This is a genomic window from Microbacterium xylanilyticum (genome assembly GCF_054654695.1).
In genome coordinates this window covers 385,402-404,671 of sequence record NZ_BAAIEN010000002.1, presented here as the reverse complement: position 1 = coordinate 404,671, position 19,270 = coordinate 385,402, and the positions used below count along the sequence as shown (strand labels likewise).

The window sequence follows — 19,270 nt, the reverse complement described above, 5'->3', positions numbered from 1 at the left end:
CGCTCCTGCTCTTCTCGTGCCAGAGCTAGGCAACGGCGCCGACGGGAGACATCGACGCGTTCCGGTTTATGTGCAGAAACGCGAGATCCGCTCGTAATTGAGTGCCGAGCGCGTTGAGCTCAGACTCAGCCCCATCTCATTTCAAGGGGTGTCGATCTAAGCGCCGATATTCAGATTCATGCGAACTATCGGCGCCAAGCCCCATTTGCGGGTTGAGAGCGAAACGCCGGGAACGCGCTCGGCGCAGACAGCCCAGCACCACTCATGGGAATTCCACCCGGCGGTCGACGCGTGACGAGGAAGCCACCAAGACGGCGCTCCTCACCTCCACGGACGCGACCAAGGACTTCGCCTATGCCGGCGGCAAGGTGAGCTACAAGGTGACGGCGATGGGCGTTACCAAGACGATCACGCTCGTCAAGAAGTAGCAGCCGCGCCCGCCGCCAACCAGCACCCGGCTGGACGCGGCCAAGAAGCCCCGACGTCCCTCGAACGGTCGGGATTTCTTGTCGACCTTGAACGTGTCCTAGCCCCGCCGAGCTTCGGGAGAGTCCTCACGGTCCGGCTCCCAAGGCGGAGCTGAAGTTCGCTCGCATTCGCACGACGCACTTCGGGTGGCATCATCCGAACGCTCGCCGTGATGACCGAGAGGTTCCGTGCTGCGCTCGACTTGATCCGACGCTGATTTGGTGTTCGTTTGCATGTCGATTCGTCGATGTGGGGAGGATCTTGACGTCGCGTGGTTGCGGTGCAGAAGTCACCGATCAACGGGGTTGCCCACCCAGGCCTCATCATCGTAAATACGCCAGTCCCGCACCACAGCGAAGGAGCTCAGCAGCGCAAGGTCGAGCTCGGCCGCCGCGGCGCCGTCTAGGTACACGCGCAGGCGCGGATGCCGTTGCAAAATCGAAGCAGGCATGCCGGGGTCGACCGCCCCGGTGAGGGCCGCGCGGACCGCCGGCGCCTTGCCAGACCCGGTGGCGATGAGCGCGATCGATCGCGCGCGGAGGATGGTCGCGAGCCCCTGACTTATCGCGGTGGCAGGCACCTCGTCCGGATCGTCGAAGAAGCGCGCATTAGCACTGCGGGTTGAGGCGGTCAGTTCAACGGGCCTAGTCACCGAGCGGAAGTCGCTGCCGGGCTCGTTGAATCCGATGTGGCCGTTGCCGCCGATGCCCAGGATCTGCACGTCGATCCCGCCGGCGAGCAGAATGCTGCGCTCGTACTCAGCCGCGGCGGCGGCTGTGTCTGCTGCGGCTCCGTCCGGGACGTGCAGTCGCGCTGCCGGGATCCCCAACGGTTCAGCGAAAACACGTTCGAGCACCCGTCGGTAATTCTCGGGATGCTCCGCCGGCAGTCCGACATACTCGTCGAGGGCGAAGGCACGCAGCGAGTCCGTGTTGAGCGACCCGCGCAGTCGGCGCTGGGCCAGACGCTGATAGAGCGGTTCGGGAGTCGATCCTGTCGCGACGCCGAGCACGGGCGCTGCGATGTCCAGCAGCTCTGCTTCGATCACGCAAGCGGCGAGATCCCCCACAGCGTCGGCGTTCGGCAGCACATGGACGATCACGATGTCTCCTTCGTACGTTCTCGGTGTTCCCCGGGGCCTGGCTGGCGTTCGGGGATGGGGATGCTGCTCACGCCGTCCGCTTGAGGCCGGTCACCGAAGTCGGGCCGCAGCGACATCGGCGCGCAGCTTCGGCAGCACCCGCGAGCTCTCCGGGTCCAGCCCGAGCACGGTGGCGAGTTCGAGCGCGAGGGCCTCGTGCCCCGCCGCGTTCGGGTGGAACGGGTCGTTCATAAGGCCCCACGGCACGCCGCCGGCTCCGAGTTCGGCGAAGCGCGCGAACTGGTCCACGAGGATCGTCCGCTCCGCGGCCGCGACGTCGCGCACCGCCTGGGCGAACCGGGCGATCCTGCCGCGTTCGGGGGCGTTCGGAACGTCGACCGCGGGAGGTGTCAGCAGCACGGGGAGCGCGTCGAGCGCGCGCACGCGGTGTACGAACACGGTGAGAGATGCGGCGAACTCCGCGGGTTCGATGGTGGGGAACACGCCCTCGTCGGAGCAGTCGTTGGTGCCGATCATGAGCGTCACGATCTGAGGGCGCCAGGTGGCCACGCGCCGGTCGAAGTCGTCGAGGATCTGAACGATCCGCCATCCGCTGATTGCCGTGTCGATGAGCGCGTCGTGCACGCGGCCGAGCTCGCCGCGGACGATCTCGTGCAGGTGCTCGGCGTAGGTGCGACCGCCCTGGGTGTGCACCAGGCCATGCGTGATGGAGTCCCCGGTGAGCACCCAGGTGAGGGGTCTGGCGGAGGAGACAGCGCGGGCGAGGACGTCGGCGTCTGCGGAGGCGGTCATGGGATCCATCAAGCCGCTTCCTGCCTCTGCGACCCGCCGGCGAATTCCGCGGCGAGGAGCCGCGCGGCGGAGCTGATCATGGCGATGCGTGGGGCGGTCGGCCCGGCGGGATCAGGCCAGCCGAATTTGAATCCGCGCCACACGGCATCTCCGGCGGCATCGATGGCCTGTCGGACGAGGTCGAGCGTCAGAAGCGACGTCGGCTCTCCCATCGGGAAACCGGCGCTGTCCGTCGTCCCCGCCACAGGAGCAAGCGGGAGGTGGGCGTCCGACCAGGCTGCCCCGTACCGTGATGGCAGGTCGGACGCCCCGGACAGGATCAGGCCTCGCAGGCGGCCGCTGTCCGACACCTGCCGGATCTGCGTCGCGACGCGATCCGCGTTCCGCAGTTCGATCGCTGATCGCCCCCAGTTCATCGACATGCCGACGGCGGAAGAGAGTCCCTCCAGCGCGGCGAGTTCCTCGTCTATCGTGAGGAACCCCTTCTCGGCGGTCTGGCCGGCGACGGCGGCGTCGCAGTGCTCGATCACCAGCGCGGCATCGTCCCACCCTCCGGACTCGACGAGATCTTCGAGCGAGGTGCGCAGGGCGTCGACCGTCCCGCCGGTGGGGCGGCCCAGCGACGGGGCGCTGTGCAGCTCCACGGCGATGACCGCGCGACGTCCACAGGCGTCATCGAGCCGCCGCACCGCATCGCGCATCGCGAGAGCGTCGCGCACCGCCGCGGCACGGCCGATCGGGTCCTCTGAGGCGAGCCCGAACGCAGGCTGATCGCGCAGACGAGTCATGGTCCCCGGAATGGAGGTCAGGACGGCGTCGAACCGGCGGGGGAAGTGCGTGTGCAGCCAGCGGTCGTCATGCGGGTGCACGGATCCGGTCCAGGGCAGCTCCAGCCCGCGCACCTCCGGAATCGCCTCGAGTCCCTCGAAGAACTCCTGCTCCGCGGCAGGATCCCAGCGCGCATGGCCAGGAGAAGCCGCATAGGCGCCGACGATCAAGCTCATCCGCGCACCGCGTCTGCGAACCAGCGCGTGATCGACGCCGGATGCGTGATCGCGGTGCCCACGACGACGGAGAACGCCCCCGCCGCCATCGCCTCCGCAGCCTGCGCCGGCGTGTGAATGCGACCCTCCGCAATGACGGGCAGCTCCACAGCGTCCGCGACGAGGGCGATCAGCTCGAGGTCGGGACCAGCGAGCTTCGGCCGATCCGGCGTGTAGCCGGCGAGCGTCGTCCCGATGCAGTCCGCCCCGGCGTCGACGGCAGCGAGCGCGTCGTCGAGCGAGCCAGTATCGGCCATGACGAGTGCACCGGTCTGATCCTTGAGCCGGCGGATCGTCTGGGCGAGGGTGAGGCCGTCCGGACGCTCCCGCCGAGTGCCGTCGAGAGCGATCACATCTGCGCCGGCCGCGTGCACGCCGATCGCGTGGCGCAGGGTCGGCGTGATGAACACGTCGGCACTGCCGGCCTTCCACAGGCCGATCAGGGGCAACGCGACGCGGTCGCGGATGAGGGCGATGTCGCCGGGGCCCTGCGCGCGGATTCCCGCGGCGCCGCCGATCATCGCGGAGGCAGCGACCTGGGCCATCGTCTCGGGGCTGCGCATCGGCTCGCCCGGGTACGCCTGGCAGGAAACGACGACCCCGCCCGCGAGAGCGGTGAGAGGTGGGGGCAGGGGAGTGGATGTCACGAGAAGGCTCCTGTTGAAGCGGTTTGCGGTTTGGCTCCGACGTCGTCCAGCGCCAGCATCGCGGCTCCGACGATCGCTGCGTCCGAACCGAGCTCCGCCGGTACGACCGGGCACCTGCGGACGAGATCGATCGTCTCGTCCGTGAATCCGGCCCGCAGCGGATCCCACCACAGGTCCGAGGTGCCGGAGAGTCCACCGGCGATGATGACGATCTCGGGATCCAGGGCGTTCACAAGACCGCCGACTGCGCGACCAAGTGCCCTGCCCGCGGTGGCGATCACGGTGCGGGCGACGGCGTCGCCGGCCTGAGCCAGGGCGAAGACGTCGCGGGTATCCTTCTCGCCGGCGGGTTCCCCGTCCGACGCGCTCCGCGCCCGCTGGTACGCGGCGAGCACGGCAGGGCCGGCCGCGATCATCTCGAGGTGCCCTGATCCTCCACAGGTGCAGGGCAGTCCCTGGGCCTCGACGCTCGGGATGTGGCCGAAGTGGCCCGCAGCGCCGGCGGCTCCGGTCAGGGGCCGTCCGTCGAGGACGAAGGCGCCGCCGACCCCGGTGCCGGCCGCGATGACCAGCGCTGACGCACGTCCGCGGCCTGCACCGTGTCGAGCTTCGCCGACGGCATGCGCGCGCACATCGTTGTCCACGGCGACCGGAAGCGCCAGGGAGACTTCGAGCCGCCGGCCGATCTCGGTGCCGGCCCATCCGCGCAGCGTGTCCGTGGCGGAGAGCACCACACGCTGCGCCGGTTCGATGACGCCGGCGGACCCGACGCCGACCGCCTGAACGGGCTCGTCCGCGTCCGCGATGATCCGCGTCGCAAGCATGGACGCCGTCGCCAGCACCGCGTCCGCCCCCGCCGCGGACGGCGTCCGAGCTTCGGCGCGAGCGATGATGGTGCCGTCATCGCGGACCAGCCCGACCGCGGTCTTGGTGCCGCCGATATCGATGCCGACCGCGATCCGCGTCTCACTCATCGCGGCGGCCCTGCCGTATCTCCGCCACGTCGACCGTTCTGCGCTCGTGCAGGGAACGGGTGAGCGCGTCCGCGGTGGCGAGAGCGGAACGGGCCGCGCTGCCATCGGCGAGCGGGCGGAACTCCGCATCGAGCTGACCGGTCTCGACGAGTCGGTGGAAGCTCGCCGTCTCCTCGTCGAGGATCCCGGACAGCCACAGCGGGACATCGGTCTCGGGAGTCCCGAACAGGCCCGCCGCGTCGTCGTCGCCGGCGCGATAGAACGCTGCCCTGCTCTCCTCTTCTTCGACCGAGCGATGGAGGGGGAAATGTTCGACCTTCCCGGGTGTGCGCAGCGTGCAACCGTCCCCTTGGAAGCCGAGGCGAATGGCACCCTCCGTGCCTTGGATGAGCACGTGGTGCTCCGGCCAGTGGAACGCGGATCCGTACTCGAGGGCCGCGAAGCGGGTGCCATCGAACTCCAGGAGCATCGCCATCAGGTCCGCTTCGTCGCCGTCGTCATCATCATGGTGTGCGACATTGCCGCCGATCATGGTGGCGCGTGTTGCGGGGCCGAGCAGCGACTGCACCAAGTCGAGTTCATGGATGTGGTGATAGAGGTGACCGCCGGAAAGCGCGGTCTGTTTCTTCCAGCTGTGTCCGCCGCCATGGCCCTCCCACGTCGTGCGGACGGCGCGCACGAATGTGAGATCGCCGATCCGACCGGCTGCGATGAGTTCCTTCGCGCGTCGCACGCCCGCCATGTAGGTCGTGACGTGCCCGGCGAAGAATGTGGTGCCCGCCTCCTCGCAGGCGCGGATAATCTCGTCCGCGTCGCGATAGGACAGCGCCACCGGCTTCTCGCAGAACACATGCTTGCCAGCGCGCGCGGCGCCGAGCACCTGCTCGTAGTGGGCCCAGTTCGGCGAGGCGACGACCACCGCATCGATCTCGGGAGCGGCGAGGAGCTCCGGCAGCGATCCCGCGGTCCAGGCTGAGAACTCGGCGGCGAGCGGTCCAGCATTCCCGGGGTCGTACACCGCCACGATGCGCGCTCCGGGCTGAGCCGCGAACCCGCGTGCCAGGGCTTTGCCGAGGTAGCCGGCACCGACGATGCCGTACCCCACGGTGGTCTCGCTCACAGCAATCCCGCGTGGTCGAGGATGCCCCGGATCCGATCCGCCTCCGCGGCGCCCAGCGACCGCATCGGCTCGCTCATCTTGTTGCTTTCGATCACGCCCATGATCTGCAGCGCCGTCTTGAAGGCACCGAGGCCGGCTGCGCCGGCGGAGATGCCCGGCTCCGACACGTCGACGATCCGGAACAGCTGCGCCAGTCGGTCCTGCTCGATCTTGGCGGCTGTCCAGTCTCCGGAGTTCGCGGCCGCATAGAGGCGCGCGTAGCCTGCAGGGTCGACATTGGCGAGTCCGGGCACGGCGCCGTGGGCACCGCCGAGCAGCGCGCCGTCGACGACGACCTCGTGACCGGTGAAGACGCGGAACTCCGGAAGGTGAGCCGTGGCGAGCAGCACCTTGCGGAAGGCGACGTCGTCTCCTGAGGAGTCCTTCAGGCCCGCGATGACTCCCTCTTCAGCGAGCTCCACGATCAGATCGATCCCGAGCTTGAGATGCGTGCGCACAGGCACGTCGTAGGCGAAGACGGGCAGCCCGGTGCTGTCCTTGACGGTCCGGAAGTGCGTTGCGACTTCGGCCTGGTCCGACAGCGCGTAGAACGGGCTGGTCACGACGAGCCCGTCGATGCCCAGATCGGCGAGCTTCTGCGCCTCCGCGACGACACGAGGAGTGGTCTGCTCGTTCGCTCCGACCAGCACCGGCGCGCGTCCGGCAGCCTCGTCCACGATCGTCGTGACGACGAGCTCGCGCTCCTGCTGCGTCAGGTACGGGACCTCGCCGGAGGAGCCGAGCGCGAACAGCCCATCGACGCCACCGGCCAGCTGATGCGCGACGACTCGACGCAGCGCCTCTGCATCGACGAGCCCCGAGGCGGTGCGAGGAGTGACGACGGGCGGGATGATGCCCTGGTAGCCCCGCGCCTCGTTCTTCTGGTCCGCGGATGACATCGGTGCGGTGGTCGCGTTGGTCACAATCTTCCTTCGAATCTCTTGGTGATAGGACGTGGGATGTCCTTGTGGCTTGAAGTATGACAAAGTCGCATGCCGCCGTCAACGCTTCGTTTCGATCCGGAAGAATCTCTTCTTGACGAAGCGACGCAAAAGTGGTTACGGTCTCTCATCAAGGAGGTGGGACGTCCTATGTGGATCGTCCTCCTTGCACCCGCCCCGCACACATTCCGAGAGGAACAGCAGTGGAATCAACAACGAAGTTGCAGAGATCCCGAGTCCGCAGGTTCGCCAAACTGACCGGCCTGGTCGCCGCAGTCGCCACCGTCTCGCTGATCACCGCCTGCTCCGGCCCGCAGTCCAGCACGTCGGTCGGACAGGCTGCCGCGAAAGGCCACGTCGACGTCGCCATCGGCTACAACAACAACAGCTCCTGGGACCCGCTCAACACGGGATCCGCGTTCGCGATGTCGGCAGAGAACCACATCTACGAGGCGCTCTGGGACTCTTCGCCGGTCGACCGCAAGCCCTACGCCGCACTCGCCGCGGAGCTGCCGAAGGACACCAAGTTGCTCAGCTGGACGGTGAAGCTCCGCTCGGGAGCGAAGTGGAGCGACGGGAAGCCGGTCACGGCCGACGATGTGGTGTTCTCCGTGAATCGGGTGCTGAACGCACAGAAACCGGTCATCACCACGGCGTTCTTCTCCAGCTGGCTCAAGGACGCGGTCAAGGTCGACGACCACACCGTCAAGCTCGACCTCAAGAACGCGTTCCCGTACGCGCTGGACCGTTTCTCGATCCTGAAGATCATGCCGAAGCACGTCTTCGACGGCAAGGCCGACGATTTCTACGCCGACGCCAAGAACCAGCTCGGGTCGGGGCCGTTCGAGATCAAGGCCACCGAGCCCACCTCGTTCACCTCCTTCGTGCTGAACAAGGACTACAACGGTCCCCTCCACCCGAAGATCGACTCCATGCAGTGGAACGTGTCCGTGGACGCGGCCGCACGCACCAGCCTGCTCACGTCGGGCGTCTCGGGTGTGCAGATCGCCGACAACATCCCGCAGGACACCGTCGACACGCTCAAGGGCAAGGGCCTCACGGTGCAGGGCGCGAGCAGCATGAACCTGCTGGGCCTCGCCTTCAACACGAGCAAGGCGCCGTTCAACGACAAGCGGGTCCGCCAGGCGCTGCGCATGGCCATCGACACGAAGAAGCTCATCGACGTGTCCATCGCCGGCAAGGGCACCCCGGCGACGAGCTTCCTGCAGGAGTCGAGCCCGTATTACTCCAAGGCGGACACGCAGTACGACTACAACCCCACCGAGGCCAAGAAGCTGCTGGCGGAGGCCGGCGTCAGCAACCTGAGCCTGACGCTGCTGTCGACCAACATCTCCTGGACCACGACCGCGGTCAACGCGATCAAGCAGGACTGGGCGGCCGTGGGCGTGACCACGAACCTCGATGTCGTCGAGACCGCCACCTTCAACACCAAGGTCGCCCAGGGCGACCCGGCTGACGTGCTCACGTTCTCCGGAAACCCGAACCAGTTCGGCACGGATGCGGACCTCAACGTCCGCTGGTTCTACTCCAACACGAACACGTTCATGAAGTGGAACAAGTGGGGCACGACGCCCGAGTACGCCGCGCTCGATGCGCAGTTGACCGCCGCCGAGCAGTCGGATTCGAAGAAGACCACGGATGCCGACATGACGAAGGCGCTGAACGCCATCGCGGATGAAGGCGTCATCTACCCGGTCATGCACATGCAGCTGTTCACTGCATGGGACGCGAAGAAGCTGAGCGGCGTCAAGGCACTCAACATCCCCGGCGTCTACATGATGGACGCCCAGGCCAAGGGCTGACCCGTCGATCGGGGTGCGCCGCCCGAACGGCGCACCCCGATCCGCCCGAACTCTGTTAGGAATCCATCGTGACCGTCGTCCTCAGAATGATCGGCAGACGCCTGCTGACACTGATCCCCCTGCTCCTCGGGATCGTGCTGTTCGTGTTCACCGTGATGCAGTTCTCGTCCACCGACCCGGCCGTCGCGGTCTTCGCCGACGCCCCTGTGAGCGCCGACCAGCTTGAGCAGTTCCGTGAGGCACACGGACTCAACCAGCCGTTCCTCATCAAGTACTTCGCGTTCCTCGGCCAGATCGTCACCGGCCACCTGGGCAAGAGCCTCGCCACCGGCCAGGACGTGACGACTCTCATCTCGACCGCGCTGCCGCTCACGCTGCAGCTGACCTTCCTCGGCCTTCTCATCGCCGTGGTGATCTCGTTCACCCTGGGCACGGTCTCGGCGGTGTTCCGCGACCGCTGGCCTGATCAGACCATCCGGATCCTGACGCTCGGCGGTGTCGCCGCGCCGTCTTTCTGGGTCGCCCTGCTCCTCGTGCAGTGGTTCTCGATCACCTTCCCGATCTTCCCGTCGTCCCGCTATGTGAACCCGGCCGACTCCGTCTACGGCTGGCTCATGACGATGACGCTCCCCTCTCTCGCGCTCGCACTGCCGCTGGCCGCGCAGATGACCCGCATCGTGCGCACCTCGATGGTCGAGGAGCTCGACCGGGACTACGTGCGCACGGCCCGCGGCGGAGGTCTTCCCCCGTTCGTCGTGGTCGGCCGCAACGTGATGCGCAACGCCCTCATCAACCCCCTGAACGTGCTCGGTCTGCGCATCGGCTACCTCCTCGGCGGCGCCGTCGTGATCGAGCAGATGTTCAACCTCCCCGGCATGGGGCAGCTCATGATCGAGGCCGTCAAGAACAACGAGCCCGCGATCGTGCAGGGCGTGGTGCTCACGATCGCCCTCGGATTCGTCGTGATCAATCTGATCGTCGACATCCTCTCCATGCTCGCCAACCCGAGACTGCGAACGAGCCACTGATGCGCAAGAACCTCACCAAGACCCTCACCCGTCCCGGGATCCGCCTCGGGCGTCTCACGCTCGGCGCCTGGATCGCCGTCGCCGTGCTGGCGCTCATCGTGCTCGCCGTGGTGTTCGCGCCGCTGCTCACCGCGTTCGACCCGAACATGCAGACCGCCGCGGCTGACAAGGCGCCCAGCGCCGCCCATCTGCTGGGCCTGGACAGCCAGGGCCGCGACATCCTCAGCCGCCTGCTGTACGGCGGTCGCTGGTCGCTGGCCATCGGTCTCGGCGCGACCGTGCTCGCTCTCGTCGCCGGCGCCGTCGTGGGCGCGTTCGCGGCGACCAGCCGCCGCGCGATCGACGAGACCGTGATGCGGATCCTCGACATCATCATGGCCTTCCCCGGCATCGCGCTGGCCGCTGTGCTCGTCGCCGTCTTCGGCCGGGACGTGTTCGTCCTGATCCTCGCCATCGGCTTCCTGTACATGCCGTCGATCGCGCGGATCGTGCGCGCGAACGTGCAGGCGCAGTACGGGGAGGACTACATCGCCGCGGAGCAGATCATCGGCGCCCGGCGGTTCTTCATCGTGACCCGGCACGTCGCGGTCAACGTCGCCGCGCCGATCCTGGTGTTCTGCACCGTCATGGTCGCCGACGCCATTGTGTTCGAGGCGTCCCTGTCGTTCATCGGCGCCGGCGTGCAGCCGCCGAACCCCTCCTGGGGAAGCGTGATCTCGGACGGCAAGAACCTGCTGCTCACGGGCGGCTGGTGGGCGACCCTGTTCCCGGGCCTCGTCATCTTCGCCACCGTGCTCTGCCTGAACATCCTCGCCGAGGGGCTCACCGACGCGATCGCGGCCCCGTCCGCGAAGTCGTCGAAGGCGGCGGCCCAGGCCGTGACCGAGGAGGCGGAGGACGTCGACCGCGGCGCCGAGGCCGTCCCTGAGATCGTCGGCCTGCGCGAAGCGGGCGCGCGGATCCGGCGACGGGTCCAGCCGATCGCGGATGTCGCGCCCGTGCTCTCGGTCGACAGCCTGACGATCGCGTTCCCCGACCGTCACAACGGCGTCAACGTCGTCAACGGCGTCTCGTTCGAGGTGCGGCCCGGAGAGGTCCTCGGTCTGATCGGCGAGTCCGGCTGCGGCAAGTCGCTGACGAGCCTCGCCGTGATGGGCCTCGAGCCGCGCGGCGCGCAGATCGGCGGCAGCATGGTCTTCGACGGTGCCGAACTCGTCGGTATGCGGGCCAAGGACCGCCGGGCGCTCATGGGGCGCGGTATGTCGATGATCTACCAGGACGCGCTGAGCTCGCTGAACCCCGCGATGACCATCCGGCAGCAGTTGACCCAGCTGACCCGCCGCGGCGGGCACCGGACGCCGGCTGAGCTGCTCGAGCTGGTGAACCTGGATCCGGCCCGCACGCTCAAGGCCTACCCGCACGAGCTCTCGGGCGGACAGCGCCAGCGCGTGCTCATCGCCATGGCGCTCTCGCGCGACCCGAAGCTGATCGTCGCCGACGAGCCGACGACCGCGCTCGACGTGACCGTGCAGGCGCAGGTCATGAAACTACTGCTGAGGCTGCAGGAGGAGCTCGGCTTTGCCCTGATTCTGGTCTCGCACGACCTCGCCCTGGTGTCGGACATCGTGAACCGCGTGGTCGTCATGTACGGCGGAGAGGTCGCCGAGACCGGGGGCATCGCCGATGTGGTCGGTGCGCCCGCGCACCACTACACCCGCGGGCTGCTGTCCGCTGTGCTCTCCCTCGAGTCCGGCGACGCGGAGCTCACCCAGATCAAGGGTGTCGTGCCGTCTCCGGCCGCGTTCCCCGCCGGCTGCCGGTTCTCGGATCGCTGCCCGGCTGCGACCGCGGTCTGCAGGCGCGAGGATCCGGTGCTGCTCGGCATCCCCCTCATCCACGAAGTCGCCTGTCACCATCCCGCGCGCGATGTCGCGCAGGAACGAACGGAGGTCCCGGCATGACCGAACCGGTCATCTCGCTGCGGGACGTGCACGTCCAGCACCGGATCAACTCGGAAAAACTCTTCGCGAAGGACACCGTCTACGCGCTCACCGGCGCCGATCTCGACCTGCACGCCGGTGAGACCGTAGGCGTGGTCGGCGAGTCCGGATGCGGCAAGTCCACGCTCGCGAAGACCATCGTCGGGCAGCAGCGACCGACGATGGGCGAGGTGCTGTTCCGCGGCGAGTCGCTGTGGAAGATGTCCACGGCGAACCGCCGCACGCAGTTCGGCCGCAACGTCGGCATGGTGTTCCAGGATCCGTCCACCGCGCTCAACCGGCGCATGCCGGTCAAGACGATCCTCCGCGACCCGCTCACCGTGCACGGCGTGGGCGACGCGGCCTCGCGCACCGCGCGGGTCGCCGAGCTGATGGATCTGGTCGGGCTTCCCACCAGCGCCGCGGACGCGCTGCCTGCGCAGCTGTCCGGCGGTCAGCGCCAGCGTGTCGCGATCGCCCGGGCGCTGGCGCTGCAGCCGTCGGTGCTGATCGCCGATGAGCCCACGAGCGCGCTCGACGTCTCGGTGCGCGCGCAGATCCTCAACCTGCTGCTCGAGCTGAAAGCAGAGCTCGACCTCGCCATGGTGTTCATCTCGCACGACATCCAGACCGTGAAGCGCATGAGCGACCGCATCGTGACGATGTACCTCGGCCGCATCATCGAGGAGGCCCCCGCCTCGGCCGTCCCCGACCGGGTGCGCCACCCGTACACGGAGGCGCTGCTGTCGGCGACGCCGAGCCTGGTCGAGGAGATCACGCCGATCACTCTCGAGGGTCCGGTGCCGTCGGCCGTGCGCCCGCCGTCCGGCTGCCCGTTCCGCACCCGCTGTTGGAAGGCCACCGAGCAGTGCGCGACCGAGATGCCACCGGTGAGCCGCTTCCAGGAGCTGCCGCTGCACACCGCGCGCTGCTACCACCCGCTGACCCCCGCGCCCGTCGCGGCGGGGATGGGAGGCACCGCATGACCACGCCCATCCGCGTCGGCGTCGTGGGCGCCGGCTTCTTCGGCGCCATGATCACCTCGGCCTGCGCCGAGCACGAGGCCTTCGTCGTTGTCGCCGTCACCGACATCGCACCCGATGCGGCTCGGCGTCTCGCCGAGCCGCACGGCGCCCGCGTGCACGCCTCCGCCGACGACCTCGCGGCCGATCCCGACGTCGATCTCGTGGTCGTCGCGACGCCGAACCATCTGCATGCGGATCCGGCGCTCGCGGGGCTCCGCGCCGGCAAGCACGTGTTCGTGGAGAAGCCGCTCGGGATCGATGAGGAGTCCATTCGCGGGATCGTCTCCGCGGCGCAGGGCGCCCCCGGGCGTCTCATCGTGGGGCACGTGATGCGCGCCTTCCCCGGTGTGCGCCGCATGGTCGCACAGGCTCGCTCGGGTGAGCTGGGCACCGTCGTCGAGGCCGCGGGCGCCCGCCGCCGCATCGTGCACCTGCCCGCCGATCCCGGCGACTGGTGGAAGCTCGACCGGCGCCGCAGCGGCGGTGAACTGCTGCACGAGATCCACGAGCTCGACCTCGTGGTGTGGGCGCTGGGCGAGCCCGCCGCGGTCGTGGGCGTCGCCGGAGCACCGCTGCCGCACGGCGCTCATGTCGCGGACAGCGTCACGGAGACCGTGCTGCGCACCGCGTCCGGCGCGCTCGGGCGGCACAGCGTCGCCACGTCGGCGCATAGGGCCGAATGGTGGTTTCGGATCTCGGGCTCCGCAGCGAGCCTGGAGGCCGACTTCCGTGCGGGAACCGTGACGCGGTTCGTCGACGGGGCGTCCGCCGAGGTGACCGGCGTCTTCGACGACGACGCCTCGAACGAGTCACTGCGCGAGGCCGCCCGTGCCGCACAGGCCTACAACACGGGCGGCCCAGGACCGCTCTGGATGCGCACGGCCGTCACCTGCGAGCTCGATGAGGTCGCCGCCGCGGTGCGCGGCGCCTCGACTACGCTCACCGAGCTCCCGGCCGCCGCCGCGCTCGCCGCCATCCGCTCCAACGCCAACGCCGCGGAGCGCCAGGTCTCCTTCGACGCGGGCGCGGCCGATTCCTCCTCCATGGGGATGCTGCGATGACCCGGGTCGCCATCGCGGGCTCGGGCGTCATCGCTGCCGACCACGTGCGTGCGCTGAGCGCGCTGCCTGGCGTGGAGATCGCGTACGTGCACGGATCCGATCTCGCCCGTGCGGGGCGCGTCGCGGCGCTCGCGCCCGGCTCGATCGCCACGGACGACTACGACCGGATTCTCGCCGACCCGACCGTCGTCGCCGTGGACGTGTGCAACGCCACCCCCGCCCACGCACCGTTCACGATCGCGGCCGGCGCGGCGGGCAAGCACGTGCACGTCGAGAAGCCCGCCGCCCTCGCGCTCGCCGACTTCGACCGCATGGTCGCCGCCACCGAGGGCGCCGGCACCTCGCTCATGGTGGGCCAGACCGTGCGCTTCCAGCCCGCGGTCACCGCCCTCGCGTCCGCGATCCACGGCGGGACCATCGGCCGGCCTCGCCTCGCGCACGTCAGCTGGTACACCGGGTACGTGTGGCCCGGAGGATGGCGCGGCTGGCAGCTCGACCGGGCACGCTCCGGCGGGCATCCAGTGCATAACGGCACCCACCTCCTCGACGTCGCCACCTGGCTCCTCGGCGCCCGCCCGGTGCGCGTCTTCGCTCGTTCCTTCCCGAGCTTCGCGGCCGGCATGCCCGTGCATGACTCCTTCCAGCTGCTCGTCCGTTTCGAAGACGACTCCCTCGCCACCCTGGAGATCTCGTATTCGCTGGCCCAACCGCGCGACATGTTCCGGCGGATCGTCGTCGCAGGCACAGATGGCACGGTCGCGCATTCGACCGACGATGACCCGGTGCTGCACTCGTCCGCCGCATCCGCCGCGTTGCCATCCGTCGAGGACGCGATGCAGCATCAGCTCGCGCACTGGATCGACGTGGTCGACGGTCGTGCCGAGCCCATCGTCCGCACCGAGCAGGTGAGAGCCGCGCTGGCGGCCGCCCTCGCCGCACAACGGTCACTGGACACCGGCCAGCCGGTCGACCTGCGCACAGAGGAGATCACATGATCAAAGTCGGATTCTTGTCCGCGGTGCGACACGCGGAGTCATACCTTCCGACGTTCCTCTCGGACCCGCGCACCACCGTCGTCGGGGTCGCTGAGGCAGAGGACGCGGCCGAGTGGATCGTCGCCGACTCCCGGCGATTCGCGCACCAGCATGAGCTGCCCCAGCTCTCCGTTGCAGAACTCCTCGCCCCCGGCGTCTGCGACCTCATCGTGGTGTGTAGCGAACCCACCCGGCATGCGGAGCTGGCGATCGCGGCGCTCGAGGCCGACCTTAACGTGCTCGTGGACAAGCCCGTCGCAGTCACCGTGGACGAGGTCGACCGGATCATCGCCGCGGAGAAGCAGTCACGAGGCACAGCCTCGGTCGTCAACCGTCTTCATTCCCCGGCGGTGCAGCGCCTGCGCCGCTGGGTGGACGCCGGTCACCTCGGCCTGCCGCTGCACGTCGACGTCGAGTGGTTCGCATCCGGCGCCCACTTCGCCACCTCCGTAGAACGCCCCGAGCTCGTCACGGATCCGGCGCTGTCCGGCGGCGGCGAGCTGCTGAACTTCCTCCTGTACCCCGCCGACTACGTGCGCTACCTGACGGGCCTGGAAGTCGTCGACGTCTACGCGGAGGTGGCGACCCTCTTCCAGGAAACCCACCGCGCGTCCGGGGTCGAGGACACCGCTGTGGTGTCCCTGCTGCTCGAGCGCGGGGTCACCGCGACCGTCACGCTCGGCCGCGTCGCCGCCGCCCCGGGGCATGGGCCTGTGTCCTCCTCGATCCGGCTCCTCGGCTCGCATGGGCACGCCATCTCGGATGACGACAAGCCCGCCGTCTCGATCTTCCGTACCGACGGACTGCAGGGCGCCGAACCCGTCTTCGGCGCCAGCTCCGTGATCGCCGTCGAGCTGTTCCTCGACTCCTTGATCGGCGCAATCGCCGATCGCCGCTCCCCGAGCTACACCCTCGCCGACGCGCGCGCCAGTCTTGCAGTCACACACGCTTCCTACGAAGCGGTCAGGACGGGCCGGACCGTTACATTGATGGACAAGCCGACAGTGAAGGACGAATCGTGATGACGGAAACGGCAATGATGCGGCCGGCGCGTTTCGGTGCTCAGGAGCGCATGCGCACCCTGCAGAACGACATCATGGACATCATCCTGAACAGCGGCCTGGATGTCGGTGACCCGATGCCGACCGAAGGCGACCTCTGCGCTGCGCTCGGCGTGGGCCGCAACACTGTCCGAGAGGCACTCAAAGTCCTCCAGGCCCTCGGCGTCGTCGAGATCCGGCACGGTTTCGGCACCTACGTCGCTTCCACCAGCTTCGAATCGCTCAGCGCGAGTCTCGCGTTCCGCGGTCGCCTGTCGCTACAGCACGGCGGCCGGGAGGCGCTCGAGCTCGTCGACGTCCGGCAGGCGCTGGAAACGGGACTCATCGGCCTGGCCGTCGACGCCATGACACCCGCCTACCTGACCGCTCTCGAGGCCCGGGTGACGGAGATGGAGCAAGCAGCCGCCGCCGGCCGGCACTTCATCGACGAGGACCAGGACTTCCACCGGCTCCTCTACATCCCTCTGCAGAACGAGCTACTCTCCAGCCTGCTCGAAGTGTTCTGGAACGTCTACCGGCAGATCCATGAAGAAGCCGGGATCGAGCCTCACAGCCTGACCGAGAACGCGCACGCGCACCGGCTGATCCTCGACGCCCTCCGCGCGGGGGACAAGGCGCTCGCGGCGGAACGACTCAATGAGCACTTCCGCGGCATCCGCGAGCACCTGGCAGCCCTCGGACAGCAGCGCTGAGACCGCAACGCCATGGCGCGAGCCCCACCCGACGCAAGACATCCCACGTCCGACATCCATTAACCTCATCGGCGAAGGCCGCTGTTCTGGCCGGAGCCGCGCAACTGAACATCATCAAATGCCAACCGTTTCAATGATGAAGGCAGGTCCACTGATGAAATCCCCCCGCACAGCATCCTTGCTTCTGGCTGGGCTGCTCGCGACCGGGTTGCTGCTGGCGTTCCCCGCGTCTGCTTCCGCAACCCCACCCGCACCGGTCCTCGACTGTCCCGCGTCAAGTAGTTGGCAGGATTTCTTCTCTTTCAAAGGTGGGGATGGTGGGGTCGGCCAGGCCCATGTGCACCTCCAGGGGCCGGTTCCAGGCGATCGCCTCGTGGGGGCCCTCAGTGTTGTACTCGGCGCGGTAGTCCTCGGCCCGTTCGATCAGGGTCAATGCGTCGGGGATCTCGTCGAGGAACAGCCGCTCGTACTTCAGTGTCCCGAACCCGCGTTCGCGTGACCCGTTCTGCCCGGGGCTCTTGACCCGGGTGCGGACGTGCTTCAGCTCGGGGTGTCTCATGATGAACAGCTCGAAGTTGAGCGACCGGAATGGGCCGCCGTTGTCCGTGACGATCGTCACCACCGGCAGCAGCTCGCCCGTCTCAGGATCGACCTGACATTCGGCGATGAGCGGGTGCCCGAACATCGCCTCGTAGTCGGCGAGGGCGAGCTCGATCGCCGCGATCGCGTCGTACTGATTCGCGGTCGGCGACACGTGGAACGGGTGCTCCATCTTGGAATACCAGTCCCGGCACCCGGCGATCCGCCAAGTCCCACCCTGGGTGGTCTCGAACTCGCTGAAGTCCAGCTGCCAGACCTGGTTCGGGCCGGTCGGGTTGCTCGCGAACGCCACCTTCCGGTCCTTCGCCAGCTCGCGCCGCTGCTTCTGGTACTCGGACGGCAGGATCAGCCCGTCATCGCGCAGCAACCGCAGCACCGTCGCCTGCGACACCTTGTGCCCGTCGTGGCGGGTCAGCGCCCAGATCTTCCGGTGGCCCCACGCCGGGTGCTTCAGCGCGTGCTTGGTCGCCAGGTCGCGGGCGGCGTCCCGCGCCGGCTGCGGCCAGGGGCCCTTCGGCGGTTGCTCCTGGCGCGCTTTGGCCTGCCAGCGCCGCCAGGTCCGTTCGGGCATGTCGATAAGCTTCACGAACCTCGAAGTCGACATGCCCGCCTCGACGCGGATCACCTCGAGGTCTTCGAAGGGCCCAGGCGGCCCTCCGCCGATTTCTTCCACACTCGGATCTCGACCGCGGCCTCGCCGAGCGCCTGGGTCAGCTCGGTGATCTCCGCTTCGAGCTGCTGCTCCCGCGTCGACGGCCCGGACTTGCCTGCGGCGAGCCCGGTCTTGCCCGCTTCGAGGAAGTCCGCCTTCCACCGGCCGATCGACTGCTCGCTGACCTTCTCACGCCGAGCCGCTTCAGCGATCGTCATCTCGCCGGCGAGGATGCTCAGCACGATCCTCGTCTTCTTCTCCACCGGGATCACTGGTGGTCTACCCATGGTCAAACTCTCCGCTCAGGACTCAATCAATAGTCCTGCCACAAAGTCTGACGCGCGACAGCCGAGCCTCAGCGGGTCTACACCTGCTACCGGATCGACGTCGCGTTCACGAACGGTGTGTTCTCCGGCTTCTTCCGCGGCAGCGACTCCGACGAGCGTCGGCTCGACTGCCCGCAGGAGCTGGTGGACGCGCTCGGCGATCGGTCGCAATACCGAGAGCCCTGGCTGTTCGACGGATAGCGCAGGCGGAGCCTTGGGTTCATCGGGCTCCTGCCGCGAAACCGCTGTCGATGCAGGTGGAAGACGGGACCAACGACCCGACTCGACCGTCCCGCTCGACGGATGCTGTGAGCGCCACAGATCCGAAGGAGCAGGACCATGAGTGCGGACATCCATGTCGTCGAACATCAAGCAGTCGACACCGCCGTCGTTCGTGAGACCGTACCGATCGCGGAGCTGCCGGGGTTCTTCTCGCGGGCGTTCGGCGCGACCATGCGAGTTCTCACCGCACAAGGGGTCCATCCCATCGGCCCGCCTTTCGGGGAGTATCACGGCATGCCCGGCGCCGTCGTCGACGTCGAGGCCGGCTTCCCGGTCCAACGGCCCATCCAGGCCTCCGGCGAGGTCTCGCCGGGATCGCTGCCGGCGGGCATGATCGTCGAGGCCCTGCACGTGGGGTCCTACACGAGCATCGGCCAGGCATACGCCGAGATCGAGCAGTTCATCGCCGGACACGATCTGATCCCTGGCGCGATCATGTGGGAGAGCTACCTGAGCGATCCATCCGTGGATCGCGACTCATCGCAATGGCGCACACTCGTGCAATGGCCCGTCACCGCTCGTGGAGCGGCCGAGGCCGAGCCGGCGAACCCCGAGGCCGCGCCCGAGAGCTGAACCTGTCA

Annotated in this window: 19 protein-coding genes; 10 read left to right on the top strand and 9 right to left on the bottom strand. The window is 68.3% G+C overall.

The window, feature by feature from the left end; translation table 11 throughout:
* Positions 1–212: 212 nt before the first annotated feature.
* On the top strand, positions 213–428 hold the full coding sequence (locus ACYQ1L_RS02400; RefSeq protein WP_460002674.1) for a hypothetical protein: 216 nt from the start codon (positions 213–215) through the stop codon (positions 426–428).
* A 329-nt stretch (positions 429–757) separates the two neighbouring features.
* Here ACYQ1L_RS02400 and ACYQ1L_RS02395 read toward each other — a convergent pair whose 3' ends face one another.
* The 7 genes from ACYQ1L_RS02395 to ACYQ1L_RS02365 all read right to left on the bottom strand — a co-directional run bounded on the left by ACYQ1L_RS02395 (position 758) and on the right by ACYQ1L_RS02365 (position 7,084).
* Positions 758–1,570 carry a glucosamine-6-phosphate deaminase gene (locus ACYQ1L_RS02395; protein WP_460002673.1) on the bottom strand — a complete coding sequence of 271 codons (813 nt, stop codon included), beginning with the start codon at positions 1,568–1,570 and terminating at the stop codon, positions 758–760.
* A 90-nt stretch (positions 1,571–1,660) separates the two neighbouring features.
* Complete coding sequence (locus ACYQ1L_RS02390; protein ID WP_460002672.1) at positions 1,661–2,362, bottom strand: SGNH/GDSL hydrolase family protein; 702 nt, start codon at positions 2,360–2,362, stop codon at positions 1,661–1,663.
* Positions 2,363–2,370: 8 nt separating this feature from the next.
* On the bottom strand, positions 2,371–3,366 hold the full coding sequence (locus ACYQ1L_RS02385) for a DUF4862 family protein (protein ID WP_460002671.1): 996 nt from the start codon (positions 3,364–3,366) through the stop codon (positions 2,371–2,373).
* Positions 3,363–4,052 (bottom strand): N-acetylmannosamine-6-phosphate 2-epimerase, encoded by a 690-nt coding sequence (locus ACYQ1L_RS02380; RefSeq protein WP_460002670.1) that lies wholly within the window; start codon positions 4,050–4,052, stop codon positions 3,363–3,365. Before ACYQ1L_RS02380 ends, ACYQ1L_RS02385 begins: the two co-directional genes overlap by 4 nt.
* Positions 4,049–5,026 (bottom strand): ROK family protein, encoded by a 978-nt coding sequence (locus ACYQ1L_RS02375; protein ID WP_460002669.1) that lies wholly within the window; start codon positions 5,024–5,026, stop codon positions 4,049–4,051. Before ACYQ1L_RS02375 ends, ACYQ1L_RS02380 begins: the two co-directional genes overlap by 4 nt.
* Entirely contained in the window at positions 5,019–6,146 is a 1,128-nt protein-coding gene (locus ACYQ1L_RS02370; protein WP_460002668.1) for a Gfo/Idh/MocA family protein, read from the bottom strand. The genes ACYQ1L_RS02375 and ACYQ1L_RS02370 overlap by 8 nt, the downstream gene beginning before the upstream one ends.
* The gene (locus tag ACYQ1L_RS02365) at positions 6,143–7,084 is read right to left on the bottom strand and encodes a dihydrodipicolinate synthase family protein (RefSeq protein WP_460005746.1); all 942 of its coding nucleotides are present in this window, start codon (positions 7,082–7,084) and stop codon (positions 6,143–6,145) included. Before ACYQ1L_RS02365 ends, ACYQ1L_RS02370 begins: the two co-directional genes overlap by 4 nt.
* A gap of 263 nt (positions 7,085–7,347) precedes the next feature.
* On the opposite strand from ACYQ1L_RS02365, the gene ACYQ1L_RS02360 reads away from it, so the two are divergent.
* From ACYQ1L_RS02360 to ACYQ1L_RS02325, 8 genes are all read left to right on the top strand, one after another.
* Positions 7,348–8,949: an ABC transporter substrate-binding protein gene (locus ACYQ1L_RS02360; protein WP_460002667.1), complete on the top strand. Its 1,602-nt coding sequence runs from the start codon at positions 7,348–7,350 to the stop codon at positions 8,947–8,949.
* 68 nt (positions 8,950–9,017) lie between these two features.
* Positions 9,018–9,977, top strand: coding sequence for an ABC transporter permease (locus tag ACYQ1L_RS02355; RefSeq protein WP_460002666.1), 960 nt, complete (start codon positions 9,018–9,020; stop codon positions 9,975–9,977).
* Positions 9,977–11,938: a dipeptide/oligopeptide/nickel ABC transporter permease/ATP-binding protein gene (locus ACYQ1L_RS02350; protein ID WP_460002665.1), complete on the top strand. Its 1,962-nt coding sequence runs from the start codon at positions 9,977–9,979 to the stop codon at positions 11,936–11,938. The genes ACYQ1L_RS02355 and ACYQ1L_RS02350 overlap by 1 nt, the downstream gene beginning before the upstream one ends.
* Positions 11,935–12,942, top strand: coding sequence for an oligopeptide/dipeptide ABC transporter ATP-binding protein (locus ACYQ1L_RS02345; RefSeq protein WP_460002664.1), 1,008 nt, complete (start codon positions 11,935–11,937; stop codon positions 12,940–12,942). Before ACYQ1L_RS02350 ends, ACYQ1L_RS02345 begins: the two co-directional genes overlap by 4 nt.
* Positions 12,939–14,042 carry a Gfo/Idh/MocA family protein gene (locus tag ACYQ1L_RS02340; RefSeq protein WP_460002663.1) on the top strand — a complete coding sequence of 368 codons (1,104 nt, stop codon included), beginning with the start codon at positions 12,939–12,941 and terminating at the stop codon, positions 14,040–14,042. Before ACYQ1L_RS02345 ends, ACYQ1L_RS02340 begins: the two co-directional genes overlap by 4 nt.
* Positions 14,039–15,037 carry a Gfo/Idh/MocA family protein gene (locus ACYQ1L_RS02335; RefSeq protein ID WP_460002662.1) on the top strand — a complete coding sequence of 333 codons (999 nt, stop codon included), beginning with the start codon at positions 14,039–14,041 and terminating at the stop codon, positions 15,035–15,037. Before ACYQ1L_RS02340 ends, ACYQ1L_RS02335 begins: the two co-directional genes overlap by 4 nt.
* Complete coding sequence (locus ACYQ1L_RS02330; protein WP_460002661.1) at positions 15,034–16,098, top strand: Gfo/Idh/MocA family protein; 1,065 nt, start codon at positions 15,034–15,036, stop codon at positions 16,096–16,098. The genes ACYQ1L_RS02335 and ACYQ1L_RS02330 overlap by 4 nt, the downstream gene beginning before the upstream one ends.
* Positions 16,099–16,148: 50 nt before the next feature.
* Positions 16,149–16,829 (top strand): FadR/GntR family transcriptional regulator, encoded by a 681-nt coding sequence (locus ACYQ1L_RS02325; RefSeq protein ID WP_460002660.1) that lies wholly within the window; start codon positions 16,149–16,151, stop codon positions 16,827–16,829.
* Between the two features lie 274 nt (positions 16,830–17,103).
* On the opposite strand, the gene ACYQ1L_RS02320 is transcribed toward ACYQ1L_RS02325, so the two are convergent.
* Both ACYQ1L_RS02320 and ACYQ1L_RS02315 read right to left on the bottom strand, forming a co-directional pair.
* Positions 17,104–18,000 carry a transposase gene (locus ACYQ1L_RS02320; protein WP_460002659.1) on the bottom strand — a complete coding sequence of 299 codons (897 nt, stop codon included), beginning with the start codon at positions 17,998–18,000 and terminating at the stop codon, positions 17,104–17,106.
* Between the two features lie 50 nt (positions 18,001–18,050).
* On the bottom strand, positions 18,051–18,368 hold the full coding sequence (locus tag ACYQ1L_RS02315; RefSeq protein ID WP_460002658.1) for a transposase: 318 nt from the start codon (positions 18,366–18,368) through the stop codon (positions 18,051–18,053).
* 378 nt (positions 18,369–18,746) lie between these two features.
* Between ACYQ1L_RS02315 and ACYQ1L_RS02310 the strand changes: the two genes are divergently transcribed.
* Positions 18,747–19,262, top strand: coding sequence for a GyrI-like domain-containing protein (locus ACYQ1L_RS02310; RefSeq protein WP_460002657.1), 516 nt, complete (start codon positions 18,747–18,749; stop codon positions 19,260–19,262).
* The last annotated feature ends 8 nt before the right edge of the window (positions 19,263–19,270 follow it).

What these genes read in the sequence shown, in the direction of transcription:
- ACYQ1L_RS02325 (WP_460002660.1), top strand. Translation starts at nt 16,149, where the DNA reads ATGCGCACCCTGCAGAACGACATCATGGACATCATCCTGAACAGCGGC.
- ACYQ1L_RS02375 (WP_460002669.1), bottom strand. Translation starts at nt 5,026, where the DNA reads ATGAGTGAGACGCGGATCGCGGTCGGCATCGATATCGGCGGCACCAAG.
- ACYQ1L_RS02320 (WP_460002659.1), bottom strand. Translation starts at nt 18,000, where the DNA reads ATGCCCGAACGGACCTGGCGGCGCTGGCAGGCCAAAGCGCGCCAGGAG.
- ACYQ1L_RS02365 (WP_460005746.1), bottom strand. Translation starts at nt 7,084, where the DNA reads ATGTCATCCGCGGACCAGAAGAACGAGGCGCGGGGCTACCAGGGCATC.
- ACYQ1L_RS02345 (WP_460002664.1), top strand. Translation starts at nt 11,935, where the DNA reads ATGACCGAACCGGTCATCTCGCTGCGGGACGTGCACGTCCAGCACCGG.
- ACYQ1L_RS02390 (WP_460002672.1), bottom strand. Translation starts at nt 2,362, where the DNA reads ATGACCGCCTCCGCAGACGCCGACGTCCTCGCCCGCGCTGTCTCCTCC.
- ACYQ1L_RS02335 (WP_460002662.1), top strand. Translation starts at nt 14,039, where the DNA reads ATGACCCGGGTCGCCATCGCGGGCTCGGGCGTCATCGCTGCCGACCAC.
- ACYQ1L_RS02350 (WP_460002665.1), top strand. Translation starts at nt 9,977, where the DNA reads ATGCGCAAGAACCTCACCAAGACCCTCACCCGTCCCGGGATCCGCCTC.
- ACYQ1L_RS02385 (WP_460002671.1), bottom strand. Translation starts at nt 3,366, where the DNA reads ATGAGCTTGATCGTCGGCGCCTATGCGGCTTCTCCTGGCCATGCGCGC.
- ACYQ1L_RS02330 (WP_460002661.1), top strand. Translation starts at nt 15,034, where the DNA reads ATGATCAAAGTCGGATTCTTGTCCGCGGTGCGACACGCGGAGTCATAC.
- ACYQ1L_RS02315 (WP_460002658.1), bottom strand. Translation starts at nt 18,368, where the DNA reads ATGGGTAGACCACCAGTGATCCCGGTGGAGAAGAAGACGAGGATCGTG.
- ACYQ1L_RS02340 (WP_460002663.1), top strand. Translation starts at nt 12,939, where the DNA reads ATGACCACGCCCATCCGCGTCGGCGTCGTGGGCGCCGGCTTCTTCGGC.
- ACYQ1L_RS02310 (WP_460002657.1), top strand. Translation starts at nt 18,747, where the DNA reads ATGAGTGCGGACATCCATGTCGTCGAACATCAAGCAGTCGACACCGCC.